Source organism: Rummeliibacillus sp. JY-2-4R (assembly GCF_053847205.1).
The window spans coordinates 314,394-341,136 of the sequence record NZ_CM132623.1; the positions used below are offsets into that span (position 1 = coordinate 314,394).

At 39.7% G+C, this 26,743-nt stretch carries 19 protein-coding genes, 18 tRNA genes, 3 rRNA genes, 1 pseudogene and 3 riboswitches; of the genes and pseudogenes, 35 read left to right on the forward strand and 6 right to left on the reverse strand.

What is annotated here, in order from left to right:
- Positions 1-3: 3 nt before the first annotated feature.
- On the reverse strand, positions 4-828 hold the full coding sequence (locus tag ACWV26_RS01495) for a MetQ/NlpA family ABC transporter substrate-binding protein (protein WP_455896630.1): 825 nt from the start codon (positions 826-828) through the stop codon (positions 4-6).
- 85 nt (positions 829-913) lie between these two features.
- Positions 914-1,023, reverse strand: a riboswitch (SAM riboswitch).
- Positions 1,024-1,404: 381 nt separating this feature from the next.
- Here ACWV26_RS01495 and ACWV26_RS01500 point away from each other — a divergent pair.
- The gene (locus ACWV26_RS01500; RefSeq protein WP_455896631.1) at positions 1,405-1,566 is read left to right on the forward strand and encodes a YezD family protein; all 162 of its coding nucleotides are present in this window, start codon (positions 1,405-1,407) and stop codon (positions 1,564-1,566) included.
- A 192-nt stretch (positions 1,567-1,758) separates the two neighbouring features.
- Here ACWV26_RS01500 and ACWV26_RS01505 read toward each other — a convergent pair whose 3' ends face one another.
- On the reverse strand, positions 1,759-2,913 hold the full coding sequence (locus ACWV26_RS01505; protein WP_455896632.1) for an alpha-hydroxy acid oxidase: 1,155 nt from the start codon (positions 2,911-2,913) through the stop codon (positions 1,759-1,761).
- A 20-nt stretch (positions 2,914-2,933) separates the two neighbouring features.
- Positions 2,934-4,115: an aminotransferase class I/II-fold pyridoxal phosphate-dependent enzyme gene (locus tag ACWV26_RS01510; RefSeq protein WP_455896633.1), complete on the reverse strand. Its 1,182-nt coding sequence runs from the start codon at positions 4,113-4,115 to the stop codon at positions 2,934-2,936.
- 162 nt (positions 4,116-4,277) lie between these two features.
- Here ACWV26_RS01510 and ACWV26_RS01515 point away from each other — a divergent pair, with 162 nt between their 5' ends.
- The 29 genes and pseudogenes from ACWV26_RS01515 (at position 4,278) to ACWV26_RS01655 (ending at position 18,590) form a co-directional block, all read left to right on the forward strand.
- The gene (locus tag ACWV26_RS01515) at positions 4,278-5,066 is read left to right on the forward strand and encodes a carbon-nitrogen family hydrolase (protein ID WP_455896634.1); all 789 of its coding nucleotides are present in this window, start codon (positions 4,278-4,280) and stop codon (positions 5,064-5,066) included.
- A 275-nt stretch (positions 5,067-5,341) separates the two neighbouring features.
- Positions 5,342-5,725: a MerR family transcriptional regulator gene (locus tag ACWV26_RS01520; protein WP_455896635.1), complete on the forward strand. Its 384-nt coding sequence runs from the start codon at positions 5,342-5,344 to the stop codon at positions 5,723-5,725.
- Between the two features lie 118 nt (positions 5,726-5,843).
- Positions 5,844-6,254 (forward strand): annotated as a pseudogene (locus tag ACWV26_RS01525) (MerR family transcriptional regulator).
- A 638-nt stretch (positions 6,255-6,892) separates the two neighbouring features.
- A 16S ribosomal RNA gene (locus ACWV26_RS01530) occupies positions 6,893-8,440 on the forward strand.
- Between the two features lie 181 nt (positions 8,441-8,621).
- Positions 8,622-11,551: ribosomal RNA gene (locus ACWV26_RS01535) — 23S ribosomal RNA — on the forward strand.
- A 68-nt stretch (positions 11,552-11,619) separates the two neighbouring features.
- A 5S ribosomal RNA gene (gene rrf, locus ACWV26_RS01540) occupies positions 11,620-11,736 on the forward strand.
- The 16S, 23S and 5S rRNA genes sit together here with 18 tRNA genes alongside, the layout of an rRNA operon.
- A 9-nt stretch (positions 11,737-11,745) precedes the next feature.
- Positions 11,746-11,821, forward strand: a tRNA-Val gene (locus ACWV26_RS01545).
- An 11-nt stretch (positions 11,822-11,832) separates the two neighbouring features.
- A tRNA-Thr gene (locus tag ACWV26_RS01550) sits at positions 11,833-11,908 on the forward strand.
- Between the two features lie 16 nt (positions 11,909-11,924).
- Positions 11,925-11,997: transfer RNA gene (locus ACWV26_RS01555), tRNA-Lys, on the forward strand.
- A gap of 19 nt (positions 11,998-12,016) precedes the next feature.
- Positions 12,017-12,101, forward strand: a tRNA-Leu gene (locus tag ACWV26_RS01560).
- 50 nt (positions 12,102-12,151) lie between these two features.
- Positions 12,152-12,226, forward strand: a tRNA-Gly gene (locus ACWV26_RS01565).
- Positions 12,227-12,231: 5 nt separating this feature from the next.
- Positions 12,232-12,320, forward strand: a tRNA-Leu gene (locus ACWV26_RS01570).
- Positions 12,321-12,359: 39 nt separating this feature from the next.
- Positions 12,360-12,436 (forward strand) — tRNA-Arg (locus tag ACWV26_RS01575).
- 4 nt (positions 12,437-12,440) lie between these two features.
- A tRNA-Pro gene (locus ACWV26_RS01580) sits at positions 12,441-12,514 on the forward strand.
- Between the two features lie 25 nt (positions 12,515-12,539).
- A tRNA-Ala gene (locus ACWV26_RS01585) sits at positions 12,540-12,615 on the forward strand.
- Positions 12,616-12,638: 23 nt separating this feature from the next.
- Positions 12,639-12,712, forward strand: a tRNA-Met gene (locus tag ACWV26_RS01590).
- Positions 12,713-12,720: 8 nt separating this feature from the next.
- Positions 12,721-12,813: transfer RNA gene (locus ACWV26_RS01595), tRNA-Ser, on the forward strand.
- Between the two features lie 20 nt (positions 12,814-12,833).
- A tRNA-Met gene (locus ACWV26_RS01600) sits at positions 12,834-12,910 on the forward strand.
- A gap of 3 nt (positions 12,911-12,913) precedes the next feature.
- Positions 12,914-12,990 (forward strand) — tRNA-Asp (locus tag ACWV26_RS01605).
- A 28-nt stretch (positions 12,991-13,018) separates the two neighbouring features.
- Positions 13,019-13,094 (forward strand) — tRNA-Phe (locus ACWV26_RS01610).
- A gap of 4 nt (positions 13,095-13,098) precedes the next feature.
- Positions 13,099-13,172: transfer RNA gene (locus tag ACWV26_RS01615), tRNA-Gly, on the forward strand.
- A gap of 5 nt (positions 13,173-13,177) precedes the next feature.
- A tRNA-Ile gene (locus tag ACWV26_RS01620) sits at positions 13,178-13,254 on the forward strand.
- A gap of 9 nt (positions 13,255-13,263) precedes the next feature.
- Positions 13,264-13,340: transfer RNA gene (locus ACWV26_RS01625), tRNA-Asn, on the forward strand.
- Between the two features lie 4 nt (positions 13,341-13,344).
- A tRNA-Glu gene (locus ACWV26_RS01630) sits at positions 13,345-13,416 on the forward strand.
- Between the two features lie 199 nt (positions 13,417-13,615).
- Entirely contained in the window at positions 13,616-14,872 is a 1,257-nt protein-coding gene (locus ACWV26_RS01635; RefSeq protein ID WP_455896636.1) for a Y-family DNA polymerase, read from the forward strand.
- A 28-nt stretch (positions 14,873-14,900) separates the two neighbouring features.
- Positions 14,901-15,236, forward strand: coding sequence for a YolD-like family protein (locus ACWV26_RS01640; protein ID WP_455896637.1), 336 nt, complete (start codon positions 14,901-14,903; stop codon positions 15,234-15,236).
- Positions 15,237-15,614: 378 nt separating this feature from the next.
- Positions 15,615-15,714: riboswitch (SAM riboswitch) on the forward strand.
- A gap of 123 nt (positions 15,715-15,837) precedes the next feature.
- Positions 15,838-16,851, forward strand: coding sequence for a methionine ABC transporter ATP-binding protein (locus tag ACWV26_RS01645; RefSeq protein WP_455896638.1), 1,014 nt, complete (start codon positions 15,838-15,840; stop codon positions 16,849-16,851).
- Complete coding sequence (locus tag ACWV26_RS01650; protein WP_455896639.1) at positions 16,841-17,533, forward strand: methionine ABC transporter permease; 693 nt, start codon at positions 16,841-16,843, stop codon at positions 17,531-17,533. The genes ACWV26_RS01645 and ACWV26_RS01650 overlap by 11 nt, the downstream gene beginning before the upstream one ends.
- A gap of 217 nt (positions 17,534-17,750) precedes the next feature.
- Positions 17,751-18,590, forward strand: coding sequence for a MetQ/NlpA family ABC transporter substrate-binding protein (locus ACWV26_RS01655; RefSeq protein ID WP_455896640.1), 840 nt, complete (start codon positions 17,751-17,753; stop codon positions 18,588-18,590).
- A 133-nt stretch (positions 18,591-18,723) separates the two neighbouring features.
- On the opposite strand, the gene ACWV26_RS01660 is transcribed toward ACWV26_RS01655, so the two are convergent.
- Entirely contained in the window at positions 18,724-19,359 is a 636-nt protein-coding gene (locus ACWV26_RS01660) for a hypothetical protein (protein ID WP_455896641.1), read from the reverse strand.
- Between the two features lie 245 nt (positions 19,360-19,604).
- On the opposite strand from ACWV26_RS01660, the gene ACWV26_RS01665 reads away from it, so the two are divergent.
- The gene (locus tag ACWV26_RS01665; RefSeq protein ID WP_455896642.1) at positions 19,605-20,552 is read left to right on the forward strand and encodes an L-threonine 3-dehydrogenase; all 948 of its coding nucleotides are present in this window, start codon (positions 19,605-19,607) and stop codon (positions 20,550-20,552) included.
- A gap of 99 nt (positions 20,553-20,651) precedes the next feature.
- On the opposite strand, the gene ACWV26_RS01670 is transcribed toward ACWV26_RS01665, so the two are convergent.
- The gene (locus tag ACWV26_RS01670; protein WP_455898153.1) at positions 20,652-20,975 is read right to left on the reverse strand and encodes a general stress protein; all 324 of its coding nucleotides are present in this window, start codon (positions 20,973-20,975) and stop codon (positions 20,652-20,654) included.
- Between the two features lie 258 nt (positions 20,976-21,233).
- Here ACWV26_RS01670 and ACWV26_RS01675 point away from each other — a divergent pair, with 258 nt between their 5' ends.
- Positions 21,234-22,832 carry a long-chain fatty acid--CoA ligase gene (locus ACWV26_RS01675; RefSeq protein WP_455896643.1) on the forward strand — a complete coding sequence of 533 codons (1,599 nt, stop codon included), beginning with the start codon at positions 21,234-21,236 and terminating at the stop codon, positions 22,830-22,832.
- Between the two features lie 83 nt (positions 22,833-22,915).
- Here the strand turns inward: ACWV26_RS01675 and ACWV26_RS01680 are convergent, their stop codons facing one another.
- Positions 22,916-23,404, reverse strand: a complete 489-nt coding sequence (locus ACWV26_RS01680) for a QueT transporter family protein (RefSeq protein ID WP_455896644.1) — start codon at positions 23,402-23,404, stop codon at positions 22,916-22,918.
- Between the two features lie 5 nt (positions 23,405-23,409).
- Positions 23,410-23,454: riboswitch (PreQ1 riboswitch) on the reverse strand.
- Between the two features lie 307 nt (positions 23,455-23,761).
- Here ACWV26_RS01680 and ACWV26_RS01685 point away from each other — a divergent pair.
- Genes ACWV26_RS01685 through ACWV26_RS01695 form a run of 3 tightly spaced genes read left to right on the forward strand, consistent with a single transcriptional unit; the run spans position 23,762 to position 26,596 of the window.
- Entirely contained in the window at positions 23,762-24,769 is a 1,008-nt protein-coding gene (locus ACWV26_RS01685; RefSeq protein ID WP_455896645.1) for an ABC transporter substrate binding protein, read from the forward strand.
- 17 nt (positions 24,770-24,786) lie between these two features.
- Positions 24,787-25,806 carry an ABC transporter permease gene (locus ACWV26_RS01690; RefSeq protein WP_455896646.1) on the forward strand — a complete coding sequence of 340 codons (1,020 nt, stop codon included), beginning with the start codon at positions 24,787-24,789 and terminating at the stop codon, positions 25,804-25,806.
- A complete protein-coding gene (locus ACWV26_RS01695) occupies positions 25,799-26,596 on the forward strand; it encodes an ABC transporter ATP-binding protein (protein ID WP_455896647.1) in 798 nt (265 codons plus the stop codon). Before ACWV26_RS01690 ends, ACWV26_RS01695 begins: the two co-directional genes overlap by 8 nt.
- The last annotated feature ends 147 nt before the right edge of the window (positions 26,597-26,743 follow it).

The following is a 26,743-nucleotide window of genomic DNA, read 5'->3' on the forward strand; positions in this document are numbered from 1 at the left end:
CTTCTACCAAGAAGGGATAAGAGAGCCTTCATATTTCTCTTCTATGAATTTCTTTATTTCGTCAGAATGATAAGCTTTCACGAATTTCTTAATAGTTGGGTCGTTTTTGTTTTCTTTACGTACAACAATTTGATTTGCATAAATTGAATCAGCACCTTCAACCAAGATGGCGTCTTTTTTAGGGTTTAGACCTGCTTCTAAAGCAAAGTTTGTATTAATTGCTGCTGCTGCAACTTCAGATAATTGTTTTGGAATTTGTGCAGCTTCTAGTTCGATAAATTTATAATTCTTTTTGTTTTCATCAATATCATAGATTGTTGGAAGATCGCTTCCCGTATCTTTTAATGTGATAAATCCTTCTTTTGCTAAAATCTCTAATGCGCGAGAGCCATTTGTTGGATCGTTCGGAATAGCTATTTTTGAACCATTTGGAATCTCATCAAAGTTCTTGTATTTTTTAGAGTAGATACCCATTGGACTTAAGATGGTTTTGCCAACAGCGACAAGATCGTCACCTTTGTCTTTGTTATATTGTTTTAAGTACGGAACATGTTGGAAGCTGTTTGCATCTAAGCTACCTTCGCTCAATGCTGTGTTTGGTAATACATAATCTGAGAATACTTTTAACTCGATATCTAATCCTTCTTTTTTAGCAATTTCAGCTACTTTTTCCGCGATTTCTTCATGAGGTCCTGCTGTCACACCAATTACCAATTTCTTGGTATTTAATGCAGCAGTTTTACTGTCTTCTGTTTTTTCGCTATTGCCACAAGCACTAACAATCGCTACAAGTAATAATAAGATCAATGCGAAACTAAATTTTTTCATTTGATTTCCTCCCTTTAATTTAAAGAATTTAAAAAAAGCCCCCCTTTTTAATAGCAAGAGGGGCTTCATCTTTTGGAGTTCGCCTCTCTTATCTATCAAAACGTTTTGCACGTCTTGCAGGATTTAGCACCTTTCCATGATTGAGAAGGTTGCCGAGCTTCATAGGGCCAGTCCCTCAGCTACTCTTAATAAGAGGTTTTTATTTAATTAAAAACTTTATGATAATTCAATCTACAGCAAAAATTCAGTATAGTCAATGATTTTTTGTATAATTCCACCTAGAATAGTAGGGATTTTAAATGCCTTTTTGTAGGGAATGCGGATATTTGCTGGTTTAAATGAATTTATTAAACTAAATGTTTTAATGGTTTTGCTATTATTAATTGTTTACTTGCTGTTACTCATTACAAAATTTTAATAAATATCTAGTAAAATTATATTATTCACTAGTATTTAACTAGGAATTATAAGAATTAATATTGACTTTTCATTTTCAGGCAATTACAATAAATTACAAGAAAAGGGGATTCGATTAAATTATTTAATAGTAACCTATTGTAAAGGGGAGAAATTTGTATGACTCAAAAGTTAAACGAGGATTCAGAACAAATTAGAGCCATTATTAAAGCGGTCCAAGGATTACAATTTGGTGAAGTGCATATAACGATTCAAGATGGAATCATCGTACAAATAAATCGTATTGAAAAACAAAGATTTAACAAATCAAAATCAAAATAGCACATGCCAGTTGGCTGGAAAACTTGAGCCACATAATCCGAATCAAAGAACTACATTTCTTTGATTGGGGTTATGTGGCTTTTTTCGACGTGTGAGTGGTAAAAAGGATTATATATCTGAAATAGTAAAGGTGTGAATCATACTAAAAAAGCTTGATCCACACACCATTTGTTTGATTTTTTATCGTCTAAATTATTGTTTTACAATGCTTAACTCTTTTGCATGTTTTACTTCAGTTATGCCTGCCATAGATAGAGTGACTTCTGTTTCTTTTAGAATTGTAGAGAAAACACGTTTGACCCCTTCTTCTCCAGCGATTGCTAGTCCGTAGACAAAGGGACGACCGATTAGGACGGCATTTGCTCCAAGTGCTAAAGCTTTCACTACATCGGTTCCTCGCCGAATACCACTATCAAATAATACAGGGATTTGTCCATTTATCGCTTCTACGATTGCTGGAAGTGCATCGATACTTGGAATCACACCATCCAATTGACGACCTCCATGATTGGAAACAATAATCCCATCTACACCATTTTCTAAAGCAAGTTTTGCATCTTCTGGATGAAGTATGCCTTTTATTAATACAGGTAATGTCGTTCGTTTCTTTAGTTCTTTGATATTTGCCCATTGTAGTGTCGGATGATGCAGGTTTGCAAGTATTCCTTCGATAATAGAGTTTAAATCATTGTTTGGTATTGATTTCAGAAAAGCTGGGTCGGTTGCCCAATTTCCTTTCCCATACCCTTCGCTAATAGGAGAGAACTGGTTACGCATATCAGTCTCGCGCCAACCAAGCATCATCGTATCAATCGTTAATACAATTGCTTCGTAGCCTGCTTGTTCTGCGCGTTTTACCATACTATAAGAAATCTCTGGATCACAAGGTGCCCAATATAATTGGAACCATTTAGATGAGTCAGGAGCAGCTGATGCAATTTCTTCAATGGAGTAACTTGAGACAGTACTTTGAATATAAGGTATGTTTAAATCCTTCAATGCACGTGCAACTGCTAACTCGCCTTCTGGTGAAATCATTTGTAATACGCCTACCGGAGCTGCTAACAAAGGGGTAGGATATTCTTTGCCAAATAACTCAATCGATGTATCCAACTTTGAAACGTCTTTTAAATAGCGAGGAATGATGGAATACTTCTGGAAAGCACTTTGGTTTTGGTGTAATGTTTGTTCGCCGCCAGCACCGGAGCGAACATATCCATATTGATTCTTAGGTAAGACGCTAGCTGCAGCTCGTTCTAGTTCAACAAACGAAATAGGAAATGTATCGTCTGGTGAAAGATCTTTGACTAGTAAATCCACATTTGTTGGATTTGTAGGTTGAGCCATTAAACTTGCCTCCTTGATATTTAGTTTTTTGCTAGTTCTTTGAATAGATTCAGCTTTTCAATTCTTTTAACAGCCTCCACTAGTCGCTCTTCATCTACTAATAAGCCAATCCGAATATATCCTTCGCCATGCTCTCCAAAGCCATTTCCAGCAGCTACTGCTACATCTGCTTTTTCCAATAGAAGGTCTGCAAATTGTTGACTTGTAAATCCTTCTGGTACAGGAAGCCAAGCAAAGAAGGATCCTTTTGGTGCTGTTACAGGCCAACCGATATTTTGACATGCGTTAATTAATGCATTTCTGCGACTTTCATACATATCAACTTGTCTTGAGACACAAGATTGGTCGCCAGTTAACGCTTCCACTGCAGCTTGTTGTACGGCAGGGAATAGACTAACGAAAAGGTGATCTTGTATTAAGTTTAGTGCTTCAATCATTTGAGCATTACCAACCGCAAAACCTACGCGCCAACCTGCCATATTATAGGTTTTGGATAATGTGTAAACTTCAACCCCGACTTCTTTAGCACCTTCTAATTGCAAGAAGCTAACGGGTTTTTTGCCTTCAAAGCCAATGGCACCATAAGCAAAGTCTTGAAGGACAGCGATATTATTCTCTTTCGCTAGTTTGATTGTTTCTTCGTAGAATTCTTTGGTAGCAACGCCACCTGTTGGATTGTTAGGATAGTTTAAATACATTAACTTGGCTCTTTTTTTGATGTCTTCAGAAAGCAAACTGTAATTTGGAAGGAAGTCATTTTCAGCTAAAAGTGGCATTGTTTCAAATTGAACGTCTGCTAATGTCACACCTGATAAATAATCTGGGTAGCCAGGGTCTGGCAGTAGCATCGTATCACCAGGATTTAGAATTCCAATTGGTAGTTCAACGAGGCCTGCTTTGGCACCGAAAAGAATTGAAACTTCTGTATCTGGATTGATGTACACACCGTATTCGCGTTTATAAAATGTGCTAACTGCTTTTTTTAGTTCAGGTATTCCACGAAAAGGTGAATATCTATGCATTTCTGGATTTGCTATTGCTTCTTGCATAGCTTTTACGATATGTTCTGGTGTTGGTCGATCAGGATTTCCTTGTCCTAAATTTATAACATCACGGCCTTCTGCAACTGCGATTGCAACTTGCTTCACAAGATTTGCAAAAAACTGCTTTGGTAAACTTTGTAGCTTTTTAGATAACTCCATCAATTTTTCCTCCTATTATGTTTAAGTGAGAATACTATACATTTCAATTATATATAGATAGAATAGTATAAAAGTGACTTTTCAGAATTGATTAAAAAAATAATTAGTTTTAGTGAAAATACTATAACCTTTTTAGAAAAATGTCTATAGGTGGTGCAGAAAATGAAGATAGGATGTATTCAATTAAATGTAGCATTTGGTGATGTTGAAAAAAACTTTACAAGAGCAGAATCATTTATCCGTGAAGCAGCGAGTAGTGGGGCCGAGCTTATTATTTTACCTGAAATGTGGAATACGGGTTATGCGTTAGAAAAACTAGAGGAATTAGCTGATATAAATGGTGAAAGGACGAAGAAATTCCTTCAATCATTAGCAACAGAGCTTCATATTCAAATTATAGGTGGTTCTGTGGCGACTAAAAAAGGTGAGGACTTTTTCAATACGATGTATACCGTAAATGATCGTGGGGAAATTGTAGGAGAATATGATAAAGCACATTTATTCCGCTTAATGGATGAACATCTATACTTGTCAGCAGGCGAGGGGAAAAACAACTTTGAGCTAGGCGATGTAAAAGCAGCTGGTGTGATTTGCTACGATATTCGCTTTCCAGAATGGCTTCGCCTTCACGCATTAAATGGTGCAAAGGTTTTATTTGTATCTGCACAATGGCCAACTGCACGAATCGACCATTGGAAAGTATTACTACAAGCCCGTGCAATTGAAAACCAATGCTTCATTATTGCGGTGAATCGTATAAGCAACAAACCTGAAAACTTCAATGGCCAGTCAATGGTGATTGAACCATGGGGCGAGGTATTGTGGACAGGTGGCGAAGATGAAGAACTTGCTATAGTTGATGTTGATTTTTCTAAAGTCGATGAAGTGCGTAAGAAAATACCTGTATATGATGATAGACGTCCGGAATTGTATGGAGTAATTTTGAAATAACAAAAGAGCTTATAGTCATAACGCATCGAATCAATTGATTCGATGCGTTTATTTTTATAGTTTATTCTTCTACAAACTTAACTAATCTGTTTCTCCTGACGTCATAGCTAAGAGTACGAACCCACTGCTTTTTGTATGGAAAGAAGTGTAGTGTTAAAGTGTACATTAACGCTAGAAAAACTTTAAAAAGTTCCCCAGTTTAAGAGTGAATACCCTTGACTTAAAGTGAACTTTAAATGTTAGATTCAATATATAGAATATTCGAGGTGAACAATATGAACATTTCACAGGTAGCAAAACAGTTTAATTTAACAGCAGCAACTCTTAGATATTATGAAAATGTAGGCTTAATCCCACCTGTTCATCGAAAAGAAAGTGGTATTCGAGATTATGATGAGCATGATATAAAATGGATTGAGTTTATTATATGCATGCGAAATGCTGGTTTAACTATTGAATCCTTAATTGAATACACGCATCTATTTATGGAAGGTGAAAATACGGTAGAGGAAAGGAAAAATATCCTTATTGTTGAAAGAGAAAAATTAATTGAAAAAAGAAATGAAATAGAGAACACAATCAAACGATTAGATGGAAAAATCATGAACTATGATGAGCTATTGGCTGAGAAAGAACTGGAACTCAAATTAAAGATTTAATAGAGAAGATTGATCAGTCATTTGTTTCTATAGCTAATAAAATTCTTTTGCCTATAGTGAAGTAAAACGATGACTGTAGGGTATGTTAGTTATGCCATTTACAAAAAGAGGTGGCAGCATGACATATTCAATTGGAGAATTTGCCAAAACGGTTGGTGTTGCAACAAGCACTGTCAGATATTATGAAAAAGAAGGTCTATTAATCCCTGAGCGCCATGAAAATAATTTGCGACAATTTACTGATCAAGATATAGGTTGGTTTCGCTTCTTACTTCATTTAAAATTTAAAGGGAACGGGCATGTCCATGAAAGAATTAAAACAATATACGAACTGGCGTGCAATGGGTGATTCCACTATATGCGATCGTTTGAATTTACTTGAGAATCGAAAAATTTTAGTTGATAAGAAAATTCAAGAATCACAACAAAATTTGGATGTGTTGAATCGTAAAATTGATTTTTATCATGAAAAGTTGGACGGAAAAAAAGCGAGTTTTTACTTTACTCTGATGAACAAGCGAATACTTGAGCAGGCTAAATATACTGTCACTGATATTGCCAAAGTTAGGGTTTCTGACAAACTAAATACCTTTATCTATCAATCGTGATTAAAGCATGTCTAAAATAGCCAAGATAAATAATTGCCATATGAAAGATAAGGGCATTCCATAAATGTATTTTTAAATATATTAATATATTAATTAGAGAGGCTAATATAGTAACTATAAATAGAAGGTAGTCAATAACTATTCTTGAAACTCAAAAACGATAAAAATTATGAATATGACCTATTTTTAATTGATTATATAGTGTATATTGTTGTATATTATTTAAGTCACTAAAAATATCGTGAATGAAAAAATAGTAATTGACAATTGTTTTAGTATTTTATATACTATTTAAGTTGCTGAAAAAACAACTTAAAATGTTTAAGTTGAAAGAATGCATGTCAAATTAATATTTAAAATTTATTGTTGACATAATGTAATTATTGCGATATAATAATTAAGTCGTTAAGATAACGACAAGATATGAACCTTGAAAACTGAACAAGCAAGACGTTAATCAATAAACTTTGTTCACTAACTTTTGTTAGTGACAAGGACAAACTATAGATATCATCTTTGATGATACGCTAGCAAAGCTAATGAGCTTTCAAACTTTACTTTTATGGAGAGTTTGATCCTGGCTCAGGACGAACGCTGGCGGCGTGCCTAATACATGCAAGTCGAGCGAATGATGAGGAGCTTGCTCCTCTGATTTAGCGGCGGACGGGTGAGTAACACGTGGGCAACCTGCCCTGTAGACTGGGATAACTTCGGGAAACCGGAGCTAATACCGGATAATCCATTTCACTTCATGGTGAAATGTTGAAAGGCGCTTTCGCGTCACTACAGGATGGGCCCGCGGTGCATTAGCTAGTTGGTGGGGTAACGGCCTACCAAGGCGACGATGCATAGCCGACCTGAGAGGGTGATCGGCCACATTGGGACTGAGACACGGCCCAAACTCCTACGGGAGGCAGCAGTAGGGAATCTTCCACAATGGACGAAAGTCTGATGGAGCAACGCCGCGTGAGTGATGAAGGTTTTCGGATCGTAAAACTCTGTTGTAAGGGAAGAACAAGTACGTTAGGAAATGAACGTACCTTGACGGTACCTTATTAGAAAGCCACGGCTAACTACGTGCCAGCAGCCGCGGTAATACGTAGGTGGCAAGCGTTGTCCGGATTTATTGGGCGTAAAGCGCGCGCAGGTGGTTTCTTAAGTCTGATGTGAAAGCCCACGGCTCAACCGTGGAGGGTCATTGGAAACTGGGAGACTTGAGTGCAGAAGAGGAAAGTGGAATTCCAAGTGTAGCGGTGAAATGCGTAGAGATTTGGAGGAACACCAGTGGCGAAGGCGACTTTCTGGTCTGTAACTGACGCTGAGGCGCGAAAGCATGGGGAGCAAACAGGATTAGATACCCTGGTAGTCCATGCCGTAAACGATGAGTGCTAAGTGTTAGGGGGTTTCCGCCCCTTAGTGCTGCAGCTAACGCATTAAGCACTCCGCCTGGGGAGTACGACCGCAAGGTTGAAACTCAAAGGAATTGACGGGGGCCCGCACAAGCGGTGGAGCATGTGGTTTAATTCGAAGCAACGCGAAGAACCTTACCAGGTCTTGACATCCCAGTGACCGCTCTAGAGATAGAGTTTTCCCTTCGGGGACATTGGTGACAGGTGGTGCATGGTTGTCGTCAGCTCGTGTCGTGAGATGTTGGGTTAAGTCCCGCAACGAGCGCAACCCTTAATCTTAGTTGCCATCATTTAGTTGGGCACTCTAAGGTGACTGCCGGTGACAAACCGGAGGAAGGTGGGGATGACGTCAAATCATCATGCCCCTTATGACCTGGGCTACACACGTGCTACAATGGACGGTACAAAGAGTCGCTAACTCGCGAGAGCACGCTAATCTCATAAAACCGTTCTCAGTTCGGATTGTAGGCTGCAACTCGCCTACATGAAGCCGGAATCGCTAGTAATCGCGGATCAGCATGCCGCGGTGAATACGTTCCCGGGCCTTGTACACACCGCCCGTCACACCACGAGAGTTTGTAACACCCGAAGTCGGTGAGGTAACCTTTTGGGGCCAGCCGCCGAAGGTGGGATAGATGATTGGGGTGAAGTCGTAACAAGGTAGCCGTATCGGAAGGTGCGGCTGGATCACCTCCTTTCTAAGGAATATTTCGGAATAGAGAACGTGGTTCTCTAAGATTAACGCTTGCTGTTCAGTTTTGAAGGCTCATCGCTTTCAAAACATTGTTCTTTGAAAACTGGATAAAACGACATTGAAAAATTCTTAAGTAACACATTTTTTTATATTAAGTTTTAAATTTTTAGGCTTAATAACTTATAGGTTAAGTTATTAAGGGCGCATGGCGGATGCCTTGGCACTAGAAGCCGATGAAGGACGGCACTAACACCGATATGCTTCGGGGAGCTGTAAGTAAGCTTTGATCCGGAGATTTCCGAATGGGGAAACCCACTATTCGTAATGGAATAGTATCTTGACGTGAATACATAGCGTCATGATGGCAGACTCAGGGAACTGAAACATCTAAGTACCTGAAGGAAGAGAAAGAAATTTCGATTCCCTTAGTAGCGGCGAGCGAAACGGGAACAGCCCAAACCAAGAGGCTTGCCTCTTGGGGTTGTAGGACACTCTATATGGAGTTACAAAGGAATGAATTAGACGAAGCGGTTTGGAAAGACCTACCGAAGAAGGTAACAGTCCTGTAGTCAAAAGTTCATTCTCTCCTGAGTGGATCCTGAGTACGGCGGAACACGTGAAATTCCGTCGGAATCTGGGAGGACCATCTCCTAAGGCTAAATACTCTCTAGTGACCGATAGTGAACCAGTACCGTGAGGGAAAGGTGAAAAGCACCCCGGGAGGGGAGTGAAAGAGATCCTGAAACCATGTGCCTACAAGTAGTTAGAGCCCGTTAATGGGTGATAGCGTGCCTTTTGTAGAATGAACCGGCGAGTTACGATTACATGCAAGGTTAAGTTGAAAAGACGGAGCCGTAGCGAAAGCGAGTCTGAATAGGGCGAATGAGTATGTGGTTGTAGACCCGAAACCAGGTGATCTACCCATGTCCAGGGTGAAGGTAAGGTAACACTTACTGGAGGCCCGAACCCACGCACGTTGAAAAGTGCGGGGATGAGGTGTGGGTAGCGGAGAAATTCCAATCGAACTTGGAGATAGCTGGTTCTCTCCGAAATAGCTTTAGGGCTAGCCTCGTGATAGAGAATCTTGGAGGTAGAGCACTGTTTGAACTAGGGGTCCATCCCGGATTACCGAATTCAGACAAACTCCGAATGCCAATGATTTATGCACGGGAGTCAGACTGCGAGTGATAAGATCCGTAGTCAAAAGGGAAACAGCCCAGACCACCAGCTAAGGTCCCAAAGTAATTGTTAAGTGGAAAAGGATGTGACGTTGCTTAGACAACCAGGATGTTGGCTCAGAAGCAGCCACCATTTAAAGAGTGCGTAATAGCTCACTGGTCGAGTGACGCTGCGCCGAAAATGTATCGGGGCTAAACAATTCACCGAAGCTGTGGATAGACATCTATGATGTCTGTGGTAGGAGAGCGTTCTAAGTGCTGTGAAGTCAGACCGGAAGGACTGGTGGAGCGCTTAGAAGTGAGAATGCCGGTATGAGTAGCGAAAGATGGGTGAGAATCCCATCCACCGAATGACTAAGGTTTCCTGAGGAAGGCTCGTCCTCTCAGGGTTAGTCGGGACCTAAGCCGAGGCCGATAGGCGTAGGCGATGGATAACAGGTTGATATTCCTGTACCACCTCCCTACCATTTGAGTAATGGGGGGACACAGTAGGATAGGGTAAGCGCACTGTTGGTTATGTGCGTCTAAATAGTAAGGCGTGAGAGTAGGCAAATCCGCTCTCTATAACGTTGAGCTATGATGGCGAGCGGTTTACCGCGAAGTTCCTGATTTCACACTGTCAAGAAAAGCCTCTAGCGAGGTAGGAGGTGCCCGTACCGCAAACCGACACAGGTAGTCGAGGAGAGAATCCTAAGGTGAGCGAGAGAACTCTCGTTAAGGAACTCGGCAAAATGACCCCGTAACTTCGGGAGAAGGGGTGCTCTAGTAGGGTGCAAGCCCGAGAGAGCCGCAGTGAATAGGCCCAGGCGACTGTTTAGCAAAAACACAGGTCTCTGCAAAACCGTAAGGTGACGTATAGGGGCTGACGCCTGCCCGGTGCTGGAAGGTTAAGGGGATTGCTTAGCGTAAGCGAAGGTGAGAACCGAAGCCCCAGTAAACGGCGGCCGTAACTATAACGGTCCTAAGGTAGCGAAATTCCTTGTCGGGTAAGTTCCGACCCGCACGAAAGGCGTAACGATCTGGGCACTGTCTCAACGAGAGACTCGGTGAAATTATAGTACCTGTGAAGATGCAGGTTACCCGCGACAGGACGGAAAGACCCCGTGGAGCTTTACTGTAGCCTGATATTGAATTTTGGTACAGCTTGTACAGGATAGGTAGGAGCCTGAGATACCGGAGCGCCAGCTTCGGTGGAGGCGTCCTTGGGATACTACCCCAGCTGTATTGAAATTCTAACCCGTACCCCTATATCGGGGTAGGAGACAGTGTCAGGCGGACAGTTTGACTGGGGCGGTCGCCTCCTAAAGAGTAACGGAGGCGCCCAAAGGTTCCCTCAGAATGGTTGGAAATCATTCGCAGAGTGTAAAGGCACAAGGGAGCTTGACTGCGAGACCTACAAGTCGAGCAGGGTCGAAAGACGGGCTTAGTGATCCGGTGGTTCCGCATGGAAGGGCCATCGCTCAACGGATAAAAGCTACCCCGGGGATAACAGGCTTATCTCCCCCAAGAGTCCACATCGACGGGGAGGTTTGGCACCTCGATGTCGGCTCATCGCATCCTGGGGCTGTAGTCGGTCCCAAGGGTTGGGCTGTTCGCCCATTAAAGCGGTACGCGAGCTGGGTTCAGAACGTCGTGAGACAGTTCGGTCCCTATCCGTCGTGGGCGTAGGAAATTTGAGAGGAGCTGTCCTTAGTACGAGAGGACCGGGATGGACACACCGCTGGTGTACCAGTTGTTCTGCCAAGAGCATCGCTGGGTAGCTATGTGTGGACGGGATAAGTGCTGAAAGCATCTAAGCATGAAGCCCCCCTCAAGATGAGATTTCCCATTACGCAAGTAAGTAAGATCCCTTGAAGACGACAAGGTAGATAGGTTCGAGGTGGAAGTGTGGTGACACATGGAGCTGACGAATACTAATAGATCGAGGACTTAACCAAACGTTATTTTAAGAACTTCAATGAAAGTTTATCCAGTTTTGAAAGAACAATTCTTTCTTTATAAATAGTCTAGTAATGATGGCAAAGAGGTCACACCTGTTCCCATGCCGAACACAGAAGTTAAGCTCTTTAGCGCCAATGGTAGTTGGGGGCTGTCCCCCTGCGAGAGTAGGACGTTGCTAGGCTGTACATATGGAGGATTAGCTCAGCTGGGAGAGCACCTGCCTTACAAGCAGGGGGTCGGCGGTTCGATCCCGTCATCCTCCACCATATTTTAATTTGCCGGTGTAGCTCAGTTGGTAGAGCAACTGACTTGTAATCAGTAGGTCGAGGGTTCGACTCCTTTCGCCGGCACCATATTCTATTTTAAAATGAGTCATTAGCTCAGTTGGTAGAGCATCTGACTTTTAATCAGAGGGTCGCTGGTTCGAATCCTGCATGACTCATCATTTTAATAAAATATTAGCGGGTGTGGCGGAATTGGCAGACGCACTAGACTTAGGATCTAGCGCCGCAAGGCGTGGGGGTTCGACTCCCTTCACCCGCACCATTTATTTTAAAACTATATAATTGCCAGATTTAAAAAAACGTAAAGCATATGCGGAAGTAGTTCAGTGGTAGAACATCACCTTGCCAAGGTGGGGGTCGCGGGTTCGAACCCCGTCTTCCGCTCCAAATATGCCGGGGTGGCGGAACTGGCAGACGCACAGGACTTAAAATCCTGCGGTAGGTGACTACCGTACCGGTTCGATTCCGGTCCTCGGCACCATTTTTATTTAACATATGTACAATGACTATTGTATAATATGCGCCCATAGCTCAACTGGATAGAGCGTCTGACTACGGATCAGAAGGTTGTGGATTCGACTTCTGCTGGGCGCACCATATCCGGGAAGTAGCTCAGCTTGGTAGAGCACTTGGTTTGGGACCAAGGGGTCGCAGGTTCGAATCCTGTCTTCCCGATTATTTCATAATATTTAAGATCTTTGGGGCCTTAGCTCAGCTGGGAGAGCGCCTGCCTTGCACGCAGGAGGTCAGCGGTTCGATCCCGCTAGGCTCCACCAATTTTATATTTAAATTATATTATGGCGGCCTAGCTCAGCTGGCTAGAGCGTACGGTTCATACCCGTAAGGTCGGGGGTTCGATCCCCTCGGCCGCCATAAACTCTGGAGGAATACCCAAGTCTGGCTGAAGGGATCGGTCTTGAAAACCGACAGGCGGGTCAAACCGCGCGGGGGTTCGAATCCCTCTTCCTCCTCCATTTAAACTTTATAATATTATCGCGGGGTGGAGCAGTTCGGTAGCTCGTCGGGCTCATAACCCGAAGGTCACAGGTTCAAATCCTGTCCCCGCAACCAAATGGTCCGGTAGTTCAGCTGGTTAGAATGCCTGCCTGTCACGCAGGAGGTCGCGGGTTCGAGTCCCGTCCGGACCGCCATTCTATAAATGATTTAATATATTATTGTGGGTCGGTAGCTCAGTTGGTAGAGCATTAGATTGAAGCTCTAAGTGTCGGCAGTTCGATTCTGTCCCGACCCACCATAATGCGGGTGTAGTTTAGTGGTAAAACCACAGCCTTCCAAGCTGTTGTCGGGAGTTCGATTCTCCTCACCCGCTCCATTTATGGGCCTATAGCTCAGCTGGTTAGAGCGCACGCCTGATAAGCGTGAGGTCGATGGTTCGAGTCCATTTAGGCCCACCATTTAATTATTCCGAAGTAGCTCAGTTGGTAGCAGCATCTGACTGTTAATCAGAGGGTCGCAGGTTCGAGTCCTGCCTTCGGAGCCATATTGGCCCCTTGGTCAAGCGGTTAAGACACCGCCCTTTCACGGCGGTAACACGAGTTCGAATCTCGTAGGGGTCATACTTAAAAATCCTTTAGAATCATTTTGATTCTAAAGGATTTTTTTATTTTTAATGTATGTATGTAAATTCGATTATAACTTCTCTGATTGTATAATCTCCTGTTATCGCCAATTGTTGGAAAAACACTACTTCCCACTTGTCATCTCATGTATCTCATTTTAAAATAAGAACAAATGTTCTTTTTGGAGGTGCTATAGATGTATGAGAATATGCCGAGAAGGTCGATTATGTGTGTAGATATGAAATGCTTTTATGCTAGTTGTATGGCATCTTGGGCTCATTTGGATGTACTAAAAGAGGCCATCGCTGTTGTAGGGAATTTTCAGCAAAAAGGTAGTATTGTTCTTGCTGCTTCTCCGCTTATGAAAAAACGATTTCAAGTGAAGACAGGAACAAGGGTTTATGAAATACCGAAGCATCCAGATATTCATTTGTTTGAACCAAAGATGGAATACTTTGTCCGCATGTCCGTCGAAATTACAAAGCTACTTCATAGCTATGTACCAAAGGAAGCAATTCATGTATATAGCATTGATGAAAGTTTTGTTGATCTCACAGGGACAGAGAAACTGTGGGGAGATCCGGTTGAAACAGCACACAAAATCCAAGAAGAACTTTATCGGCAATTTGAAATACCAAGCACTGTAGGAATGGGACCGAATATGCTTTTGGCAAAGCTTGCTCTTGATTTAGATGCAAAAAAAACGGGTTTCGCTAAATGGGACTTTGAAGATGTGGAAAGAAAGCTATGGCCTGTTACACCTTTGTCGAAGATGTGGGGGATCGGACATCGAACAGAACGTACGCTGAACAATATGGGGATTTTCTCTGTTGGAGATTTGGCTCACGCTGATTTAGCGACATTAGAAAAGAGATTCGGCATTATGGGCAATCAACTTTATCATCATGCATGGGGAATTGATTTGTCAAAGGTAGGCGAAGCACCACTTGTAGAAGGGCAAATTAGTTATGGTAAGAGCCAAATATTAATGCGCGATTATAACACTAAAAAGGAAGTGCTCGCAGTGCTCCTGGAAATGTGTGAAGATGTGGCGAGAAGAGCACGAGAAGCCTATAAAGTAGGGCGTACAATCACATTAGGTATTGCTTATAGTAAAAATGCCTTTGGAGGAGGTTTTCAGCGTTCACATACAATTGATGAAGCCACCAATGATACGATGGCTATTTATCACGTTTGTCAGCAAATATTAAGCGAACAGTACAATGAACGCCCAGTGCGCCAAATAAGTGTTAGTATAACAAAATTAGAATCAGAACATTCTATGCAGCTCAGCTTTTTTGATACATCCCGCTGGAAGCGCCGTAAGCTTGGTGCTGCAATGGATCACCTCCGAACACATTATGGCTCAACAGCGGTGTTGCGAGCAGTATCGTATACAAATGCAGGAACAGCAGTGAAGCGCTCCCAATTGCTCGGAGGTCATAAGAAGTAATTGGAACTTACAAAAGGAGGTATCCTATATGTTAAGAGATCGTGGGAATATTAAGTGGACGGCTATGATGTTACCAGAACATGTACAAAGACTGCGAAACTGGCAACAGGAGACAAAGCAAATTGCGAAGCCGATATATGACGAATGGACATTGCAAGCATTAGGAGAAGAACTCATGCAAGCATATTGTGGTCAGAAAGAAGTACTACTAGAAGTTTGGCATCAGCAGGCAAGTACTGAGTACAGAGGAATCATCACAGCGCTCAACAACGAAGATAAAAAACTATGTCTGTATAATATAATAAAAAGCCAAACGAGCTGGATTGAAGCAGAATTAATCCTTCATGTTCGAATATTTGATTAGAAGACACAATTCAATATTCAATAGTAGTAAGGCTAGTCATGGAAAAGTTGAAGTAATAGTTAATGATATTTTTAATTTAATTTCAATTAGCAATTTTTAGTGTACTAAATACCTATCCAAGGATTAAGGACACCGAGATATCGTGCCGCTAGAAAAAGTTAGCAAAGGGATGCAGACACAAAAGAAGTGACTCGGTTTCCTAAACGAAGCATGCAATCTCATTTCAAACAATACTTGTAATGTATAAATTAGTGGGAATATATTTTTTATATAGAAGAGAAAAATATTTTAAAATAGTTTACTTTTTCTAAAAATTCATTGACAAATGACGTAAAAGTAAATAATATAAATATCATAAACTTACAACTTAACAAATGGAATTTATCAAGAGTGACTGAGGGATAGGCCCGATGAAGTCCAGCAACCCCCACTAGGGAAGGTGCTAATTCCTACAGAATTTATTTCTGAAAGATAAATGAACGTCGATCATAAAGATACATCTTTCAGTTGAGAGATGTATCTTTTTTAGTAAAAATAGATAGTTTTCCGATAGAATAAGAGGATTTTAAAAAGCAATTTAACAAAGATTAGAGGGATGTATATGCTGGAAATACAAGAGGTATCAAAGGTTTACAAAACAAGAAAGAAAATAGTAACTGGTGTAGATCATGTCTCTTTAACTATTGGAGATGGAGAAATATTCGGAATAGTAGGTTATTCTGGAGCGGGTAAAAGTTCACTACTACGCTGTATTAACCTACTAGAACAACCAACAGATGGGCGAATATTAATCAATGGACAAGATTTAACAAAGTTAAAAGGAGAAAAGCTTCGTCAAGCACGTCTGAAAATCGGTATGATTTTTCAACACTTTTACTTAATCAGCCAAAAAACAGTTGGTGAAAATATTGAATTTGCTTTAAAAGCTGCAAAAATACCAAAGGGAGAGCGAGAGAAAAGAGTAAAGGAACTTCTCGAAATGGTTGGCCTAGCGGATAAAAAAGACGTATTTCCAGCACAACTAAGCGGCGGTCAAAAACAACGTGTAGGTATTGCAAGAGCATTAGCAAATAATCCATCTATATTATTATGTGATGAAGCTACATCAGCACTTGATCCGACAACAACCACTTCGATTTTGCGATTACTAAAAAAAATCAATCGTGAACTCGGTATTACGATAATTTTAATCACACACGAAATGGACGTCGTGAAAGAAATTTGCGACAGAATGGCAATTATGCAGGATGGGAAAGTAATAGAAGAAGGTTCTGTTTATGATATTTTCGCTGAGCCTCAAAAGCCATTAACAAAAGAATTCATCAGTAGTGTCGTGTCGTTCGATATTCCACAAGAGATTATGCAAAGTGTCACAGGACAAGTTGTGAAGATTCTATTCAAAGGTAGTGTAGCAGGTGAAGGAGTTATTTCAGATATGCTTCAACAGTTTGAAGTGCAAGGGAATTTCCTTCATGGCACTATTGAATATATTCAAGAAAGACCGCTTGGCATCTTCCTAATGGAGTTAAAGGGCCAAGTAGCAGATATTAATCGCTCGATTACTTATATGGAAAGCCGTGGCGTAACAGTGGAGGTGCTAAACGATGTTATTTGATCCAAGTCATTTTACTGAAATGCTACCAGATATTTGGAAGGCGTTTGGACAAACAATTGAAATGGTGGGCATTGCCTTAGCGATTGCGTTAATCATTGGTTTACCGCTGGGGCTCTTGTTATTCATCACAAGTAAGGGACTATTTTCAACAAGTAGAACAGGATTACTTGGAAATCGTTTCGTTAATGGAGTAGTTGGTTTTATCGTCAATCTTGTTCGTTCAATTCCATATATCATCCTATTAGTAGCACTATTCCCATTCACGAAATGGCTAATAGGCGACACAATCGGACCAATCGCAGCGAGTGTTTCTTTATCCGTTGCATCCATCCCATTCTTCGCGAGACTTGTTGAAACATCTCTACGTGAAATCGATAAAGGGGTGATTGAAGCTTCAATTGCTGCTGGTGCAACTCGTTGGATGATTATTAAAGACGTGCTACTTCCTGAAGCGAAATCAGGCGTTATTCAAGGGATTACAATGACAATTATTAGTTTAGTTGCATACTCAGCGATGGCCGGCATTATTGGCGGTGGTGGTATTGGTGACTTAGCCATCCGCTTCGGTTATTACCGATACGACAACACCATCATGATCGCAACAGTTGTCATCCTAATCATCATCGTCCAAGTAATCCAAATAGCAGGCGATACAATAGCAAAAGCAGTAGATAAAAGATAAAAGCGGAACACGCCCGTAAGGGAAGATAGCCTAAAGGCGCGACGTCGTGTCGCAACGGCTACCGGGTACACATCCTGTGCACCCTCGAGGGGCTGGCGTGTGGAGCTAGATAGAGTTAAAAGCGGAACACGCCCGCAACAGGGAAGATAGATGGAAAATCGCTATTATAGGATTTTTTCTATATAAATTAAAGAACATATAAAATGGGGGTTTTACAATGAAAAAAATTTTACTAACAATTTGTTTGCTAGTAGTAGCAACAGCTCTTGCTGCATGTGGAGGCGGAGATAACGCAAAAAAAGATACAAACAAAGCAACAGAAACAAAAAACATTAAAATCGGTGCAACAGCAGGCCCATACAGTGATATGTTAAAAAAAGCAATCGTTCCTGAACTTGAGAAAAAAGGCTACAAAGTAGATGTAGTAGAATTCAGTGATTATATCCAACCAAACAAAGCATTAGATTCAGGCGATATTGATGCAAACTTATTCCAACACTCAGTGTACTTAGAAAACTTCAATAAAGAAAATGGTACAAAAATTAAAGGCCTAATTATCGTACCAACTGCACCAATGGGTTTCTTCTCTAAAAAATATAAAACAGTTGACGAAATCAAAGCTGGCTCAACAGTAGCAATCGCCAATGACCCATCAAATGCAGCACGTACTTTAAAATCTTTACAAGAACAAGGCTTAATCAAAATTAATGGTAAAATTGATCAATTAAAAGCATCAACTAAAGATATTGAAGAAAATCCAAAAAATCTAAAATTCCAAGAAATCGAAGCAGCAGGTTTACCACGTGCAGTGGAAAGTGCTGACTTAGTAGGTGTACCAGGAAACTTCGCATTAGCAGCAAACATGAAGTTAGAAGATGCTGTATTCCTAGAAAATATGCCTGACCAATTCCGTAACGTTGTAGCAGTTCGTGAAGCAGATGAAAACTCACAACTATCAAAAGATTTAAAAGCAGTAGTAGAATCACCTGAATTCGAAAAAGTAATCGATACAGACTTCAAAGGCTTTGGTAAACCTGAATGGATGACAAAAAAATAAGAGTTAAGTGAGAAAAACACCTTGAACATAGACAATACAAAAGTCTAAGTTCAAGGTGTTTTTATATGCAAAAGTAAACAAAAAGAGAGGAAACAGTCAGGCTAAAGAGGATAGAACTCTCTAAAAAAGATATTCACTTAATCTTTTCTCCCAACTCATGAAAACTATGAGCGAGTAGATACTTTTGAATGCCTCGTGCTTGTTTAATAGCTTCAGATGAATGATGTTTAAAATTTATTTTATCCTGCTTTTTAAAGGAGATTAAACTTTCAATTGAGGACAACATCCATTTCTCCGTTAGGTTTGGCATTAAAGCATGTGCTTGTTCAAAATTTCCGAAGTACGCCTCACTATGGGCAATCATATAACTTTGATAAGGTTCCTTGGCGATTTTCTTTGCTTCGGTTATTGCCTGATCATAATTGTTTTCGAGAATAGCGAGTAATGATGCATAGTTGTGCTGTACATAGGGCTGTTTATATAAAGTGATGATTTTTTGAAGAGCCTCTCTTTGCTCTTCGATTGTTTGATTGGCGATGGCGTAAGGGTAGGCATAAATGGCACGATGTTTATTTGCATTAAGGAATCGATCCACAGTTTTTAAATTATTTGTCCAAAGTAATGCATTGAAATGAGGGTACATAGTAAATGAAGCAATATAAAGGAAAAGAACGATGAATATGAGCCATTTAGGGATCTCCATTAATAATAAAAATGTACAAGCAATAATTGCGATTAAATAAATGAACGTTAATTTCCATAATTGCATGAATTTCACTCCTTTTAAAGACATTATAATCTCAATTTTCTAAAAAGTCTTATTCCACATGTGTACATTGTTAAAAAACAAATATTGTGTTTTTAAAAAATACATCATATAATAACTTTAAAGAAAATGTTGATGTTTATTGTGTTTGTAAAACTACAATTGTGCATCCGAGAAATACAAATGTATTTTAAAACCAAATGTACATTCCTGAAATACAAATGTAGCCGTTAGAAGGAGGAAATAAGATGAAGAAAATTATGATTACAGGTGCATGCGGACAAATTGGTTCTGAGCTAGTAGCAAAACTACGTAAAGAATATGGTAATGAGAACGTATTAGCAACAGATATCAGAAAAGTATCAACACAAGCAGGACCTTTTGAAGTGCTTGATGTGATGGATGCAGAGCGTATGCATAATATTGCAAAAGACTTTGGTGCAGATACTATGATGCACATGGCGGCATTACTATCTGCAACAGCAGAGGAAAAGCCATTATTTGCTTGGAATTTAAACATGGGTGGCCTTGTGAATGCATTAGAAGTTTCTCGTGAATTAGGTATGCAATTCTTTACTCCAAGTTCAATCGGTGCATTTGGTCCTTCAACACCAAAACACAATACACCACAAGATACGTTACAACGCCCAACAACAATGTATGGTGTAAACAAAGTGGCAGGTGAATTATTGTGTGATTACTACCACACACGTTTTGGTTTAGATACTCGTGGTGTTCGTTTCCCAGGTCTTATTTCAAACGTAACGCCTCCAGGTGGTGGTACAACAGATTATGCTGTAGATATCTACTATAAAGCCGTCCAAGAAGGTAAGTATACATCTTACATTGCACAAGGAACTTATATGGATATGATGTATATGCCAGATGCATTACAAGCAATTGTTGATTTAATGGAAGCAAATCCTGATAAGTTAATCCATCGTAATGCATTCAACTTAACAGCAATGAGCTTTGAACCAGAAGAAATTGCAGCTTCTATTCGTAAACAAATGCCAAACTTTAAAATGGACTATAATGTAGATCCTGTTCGTCAAGCTATTGCAGATAGCTGGCCTGATTCACTTGATTCAAGTGCTGCAAAAGAAGAATGGGGCTTTAAAGCACAATATGATTTAGATGCCATGACCATTGATATGTTGAAAAAACTCGCAAAAAAAATTAGCCATTCAGCTTAAGTAATGAAATAAAATAGAGTGCGTCTGCAATCCTTAAAATTGAAGGGCTGCAGACGCACTCTTTTGTTTATCTGAAGTGGTAGTGAAGGGGACTTTTAGTTATTGTAATCCTTTTGCGATAATAATGAGTTTACCTTGGTCTAATTCCTTTTCTGCTGCTGCAGCTTCTTCTTTACTTAGACCAACAGCTTCCATTTGACTGCGTAATTCGTCACCACGAGAAACCACAAAGTTTTTCATCGTTTGAATAAAGCCTTGGTCCTTCATAGAAACTTCTCCAGTATCGAGTGCATCTGTAATATCTTCTTCGCGTTCAGTGAAATGAGCGAAGATATAGATATCATCTCGATCAATACCTTGTGATTCTAACTTCTCAACCTGACTTTTTGCCTGTACGGCATTCTCTACAGAAATGTTATTCATCATGAAATCTCCTCCTTATTGGATTCTACTTATGGTATTCCCGAAATGAAAAAGATTAAACATAGATTAATGTGAAAAAAATGATTTCCTTATTATAGTTGAGTGTCATATTTTTGAATAGAAAGTCATACATAGTAATTGGGTTAATAGAAGCTTTTATAGTAATCTAACGTGAATATTTTTTAAGTCCACTAAATATTAGAAAGACGTATTTGGATTCTGAAGTTGATGAATACAAACAAGGGAGTTGAGAAAAATATGATGCAGATACCATTAGTATTAACGGATTTTGTAAAGAGGGCTGAGCGTTATTTTCCAAATAAATATATTATTTCAAGAACGGCAGAAGATACGATTCACCGTATTACCTATAAAGAATTTGGGCAACGTACTAGAAAGTTAGCGTATGCTTTAACAAAGCTAGGAATGAAACGCGGGACAAAAGTGGGGACATTTGCATGGAATCATCATAGGCATCTGGAAGCCTATTTTGCTGTTCCTTGTGCAGGTGCAGTTTTGCACATGATCAATATTCGCCTATCTCCTGAGCATATAATTTATATTATCAATCATGCAGAAGATGAAATATTATTGATTGATGGAGATTTATTCCCATTAGTAGAGAAAGCAATCCCATTATTAAAAACAGTGAAATATATTGTTGTTATGCAAGATGGACAAGAATTGCCCAAAACCAATTTGCAAAATGTCTATTCATATGAACAATTATTAGCAGAAGCTGGAGATTACGAGTTCCCTGAAGATTTAGATGAAAATATGCCAGCAGGAATGTGCTATACAAGTGCAACTACAGGATTCCCAAAAGGCGTTGTTTATACACATCGTAGTTTAGTGCTCCATAGTATTGCACTAGGTTTAGCAGATTCGCTCGGAATTCGGGAAAATGATGTAGTAATGCCTGTTGTACCAATGTTCCATGTAAACGCATGGGGAATGCCATTTGCTGCAGTAAATTTCGGAACCACACAAGTATTGCCAGGCCCAATGTTTACACCTGGATTATTACTAGATTTAATTGAGCAAGAAAAAGTGACATTAACCGCTGGAGTCCCAACGATTTGGCTAGGCGCATTAAAAGAGTTAGAAGAAAAACCTAGAGACATTTCTTCGTTACGGACCATTGTATGTGGTGGTTCTGCCTCTCCGAAAGGATTGATTCAGATTTTTGAAGAAAAGTATAAAGTGCCATTTATCGTTGGGTACGGCATGACAGAGACTACGCCCATCGTAAGTCTATCAACTTATACTACTGAAATGGAGAATTGGTCTAAAGAGAAAAAGCTAGATATCCGTGCAACACAAGGGTTAACTGTTTCATTGGTTGAGACACGAGTTGTGAATGATGACGGGGAAGTTCCATGGGATGGCAGGACGATGGGAGAGCTAATCATTAGAGGGCCGTGGATTGCAGATGAATACTATAATGATGAAAGAACGGCAGAAGCATTCAAAAACGGTTGGCTTTATACAGGTGATATCGCTGCAGTCACTAAAGAAGGATATATTAAAATAATGGACCGTGTAAAAGATCTGATTAAAAGTGGAGGAGAGTGGATTTCCTCTGTTGATCTTGAAAACGCTTTGATGACACATGAAGCAGTTTTTGAAGCAGCTGTCATAGCTATTCCAGATGAAAAGTGGCAAGAACGACCATTAGCATGTGTCGTTTTAAAAGAAGGATACAAAACAACAAAAAAAGAATTACTGACTTATTTAGAGAGGCAATTTGCTAAATGGTGGGTACCAGATGATGTAGTGTTTTTAAAAGAAATTCCAAAAACCTCTGTCGGTAAATTCCTGAAAGCAAAGCTACGCGAGGATCTAGTTAAAAAATAAATAATAGGAAGCAATATTAAAAAAGAGCATTTCAATGTTAATTTACACATTGAAATGCTCTTTTTGCATATCAAGAATAAAGACTAATCTTCTATTAATTTACTAAGATTAATGCGTTTATTTAAAGCAGTCATAACAGGAATGCCGACAACCATTACCACGAATTCACCTACTGCACAAGTGAACCAAGTAAATAGGAACGGTAAGTCAATAGCAAGATGTAACTCAATCGCTATTAAGAACATTGTAAAAGTGAAAACGATTGTGTTGAAAATCATGCGTGTTAGAGTTCCTTTAATAAAGCGAGTGGAGAAGATAGTAATCGCTAATGCGACAATTGACTGACCCACACCAAATACTAAATCATATGTACCTAGTGGTGAGAAAAGGTTGGTAATGAATACGCCGATTACAATGCCAAGCATATATTTCTTGTTGAAAACCACAAGATGGTTGAACATTTCTGAAATACGGAATTGTATATTCGTAAAACCAAATGGTGCAATGAGCAGTGATACAGCGATATATAGTGCAGCAATAATTCCACTAACTGTCAAAGATTTAACTTTCATTTTTTAACCCCCTAGTTTTTTTACGTGGGATGGTTTCGAACCACGTTATTTTAGAAAACAATTAATTATTCTATATGTATTACAGAAGAATGTCAAACTTTCCTTAATGAATAAGGAAATAAAACAACAGAAGTCTTTATTAAAAAATAATTCGAAAAATTGTCACATTTAAATGGTGGTTTGCATAAACCTTTATAGATTGGTGATTTAGCGCTTTAAAGTACTGAACTTTAAGTAAATAAAGTTATTAGAAGATTCATAATATTATTGACGATTTGATAAGACTTTTGTAATATAACAATAATTAGTTATAACAATAGTAGAATGTGAGTTTATCGAAAGATGAGGGGGATTTTTATGGAGAAGACAAAAAAGTATTTATTGCTTTTAATGACAGCAATCATCGTGCTAGCTCTAGCTGCATGTGGTAGTAAAGCAGATTCATCAAAATCAAGTGACAAAGAAACAAGTGGAGCTACAGATGAAAAAACATATAAAATTGGTATTACTCAAATAGTTGAGCACCCATCTTTAAATGCGGCAACTAAAGGATTTAAAGCAGCACTTAAAGATGCAGGCTTAAAAGTTGATTATCAAACTGAAATCGCACAAGGTGACCAAAGTGTCAATACAACAGCTGCAAATAACTTAGTAGGTAGTGGAGTTGATTTAATCTTTGCTAACTCAACACCAAGCGCTCAAGCGGTAGCAGCAGCAACTACTGATATTCCAATTGTATTCACATCAGTAACGGATGCAGTTGGTGCTGAACTTGTAAAATCAATGGAAAAACCAGGTGGCAATGTAACAGGAACAGTGGATACTCATCCAGATGCAATTCCTAATACAATTAAATTCTTAAGTGAACAACTAAATGCCAAAAAAGTTGGTATGGTGTTCAACTCAGGTGAGCAAAACTCACGAGTACAAGTGGATGCAGCGAAAAAAGAAGCAAAAAATGCGGGCATTACAATAGTAGAAGCTTCAGCTGCTACTTCAGCGGAAGTAAAACAAGCGACTGAATCATTAGTAGGTAAAGTAGATGCCATGTACATCATTACAGATAACACAGTGGTTTCAGCTCTTGAATCCGTTTTAGATGTTGCAAATGAAAAGAAAATTCCTGTAATGGTAGGAGAACTTGATTCAGTGGCACGCGGCGGCTTAGGGGCTTATGGATTTAGCTACTATGATATTGGATATGAAGCAGGACAAAAAGCTGTGGAAATTTTAAAAGACGGTAAAAAACCTGCAGATATCCCAGTTGCATATCCAGCAAACCTAAAACTAGAAATTAATAAAACAACAGCGAACAAAATCGGCGTAAACATCAAAGAAGAATGGAAAGCAGAAACAGTCGACTAGATAGGGGATGATTCTATATGTTTATAGCAATTTTCGGCTCTGTGGAGCAAGGGATCATCTATGCAATAATGGCACTCGGAGTGTATCTAACATTCCGAGTGTTAGATTTTCCTGATTTAACAGTAGACGGTAGCTTTGTAACAGGCGCCGCAACAGCAGCAACGATGATTACATTAGGATACAACCCAATTATCGCAACAATATGTGCAACTGTAGCTGGCTTTGTTGCCGGTTCAATTACGGGAATTCTTCATACGAAAGCCAAAATCAACTCACTTTTATCCGGGATATTAATGATGATCGCTTTATACTCCATTAACTTGAGAATTATGGGGATGACAACAGATACGGCTGTTGGGCGTCCAAATATTCCACTCTCAAACGCAGAATCAATATTCACCTTATTCAATGGGTTTTGGGAAAAACTTGGATTAGACAAAGCGTTAAATGGCATGTTATCAAGCATGGGAGTAGAAAATGTACCTAAAACTTGGGGTATCATCTTCATCATGCTAATCTTAACTTTTGCGATTAAAATTATCTTCGACTGGTTCTTAAAAACCGAAATGGGCCTAGCAATTCGTGCAACAGGTGATAACGATAGAATGATTCGCAGTTTTTCAGCCAATACAGACACATTGACCATCTTAGGTTTAGGTTTATCCAATGGATTAGTGGCGTTATCTGGTGCACTAATCGCTCAATATGGTAAGTTTGCCGATATTGGTATGGGGATTGGGATGATTGTAATTGGATTGGCTTCAGTAATCATTGGTGAAGCTATTTTCGGTACAAAGACTATTGTACGCACAACATTAGCGGTTATTTTTGGTGCTATCATTTATCGAATCGTTTTAGCATTAGCACTACAAGTAGAGTTTTTAGATACAGGCGATATGAAGCTCATTACAGCTGTCATCGTGATTATTGCATTAGTCGTACCAACTATCAGAGCGAAACAAAAAGAAAGAGTTCGCATAGCCAGACGCCGGGTAGAACGTGAGACAGCGAAACAGGAGGCGAAGACAATTGCTTAAACTAGAAGGAATCAACAAAATCTTCAATGAAGCAACGCCTGATGAGAAAATCGCATTAGATGATATTAATTTAGACTTAAGAGCAGGAGATTTTGTTACAGTTATTGGAAGCAATGGTGCTGGTAAATCAACGATGATGAATATGATATCGGGAGCATTAAAGCCTGATCTTGGTCAAATTATAATCAATGGGAAAGATGTAACACGACTACCAGAACACAAACGTTCTCGCTATATCGGGCGTGTGTTTCAAGACCCAATGGCCGGAACTGCACCGATGATGACAATTGAAGAGAATCTAGCAATTGCGTATTCACGTAACAAAAAACGAACACTCCGGATTGGCGTTGATAAAAAGCGACGTGAATATTTCAAGGAGTCACTAGAAACATTAAATCTAAATTTAGAAAACCGATTAAATGCAAAAGTAGGTCTACTCTCTGGCGGGGAACGACAAGCATTATCATTATTAATGGCTACGTTCACAAAGCCGGATATTTTATTACTTGATGAACATACAGCAGCACTGGACCCATCACGAGCAGAACTAATCACAAACCTGACAAAACAACTTGTTGCAAAAGACCAACTGACGACATTGATGGTAACGCACAATATGCAACAAGCAATCGACTTAGGAAACCGCCTCATCATGATGGATAAAGGCCAAATCATTTTAGAAGTAGAACCAACAGCCAAAAGTGACCTGACAATAGACGATTTGATGGCCCAATTCCATCGTATCCGCGGTGAAAAAATGGTGTCGGACCGTACATTACTAAGCGTATAGCTGTAACGCACGCTAAAAGCGCAAAGCAAACCTTCTGTGTAGTCTTACAAGGTTTGATTTTGCGCTTTTCTTTACTTTACTTTCTCCTCTTCTTGTAATAGGATGAATAATATATTTAAAGCTATAAGATATAAAATTATTAAATTA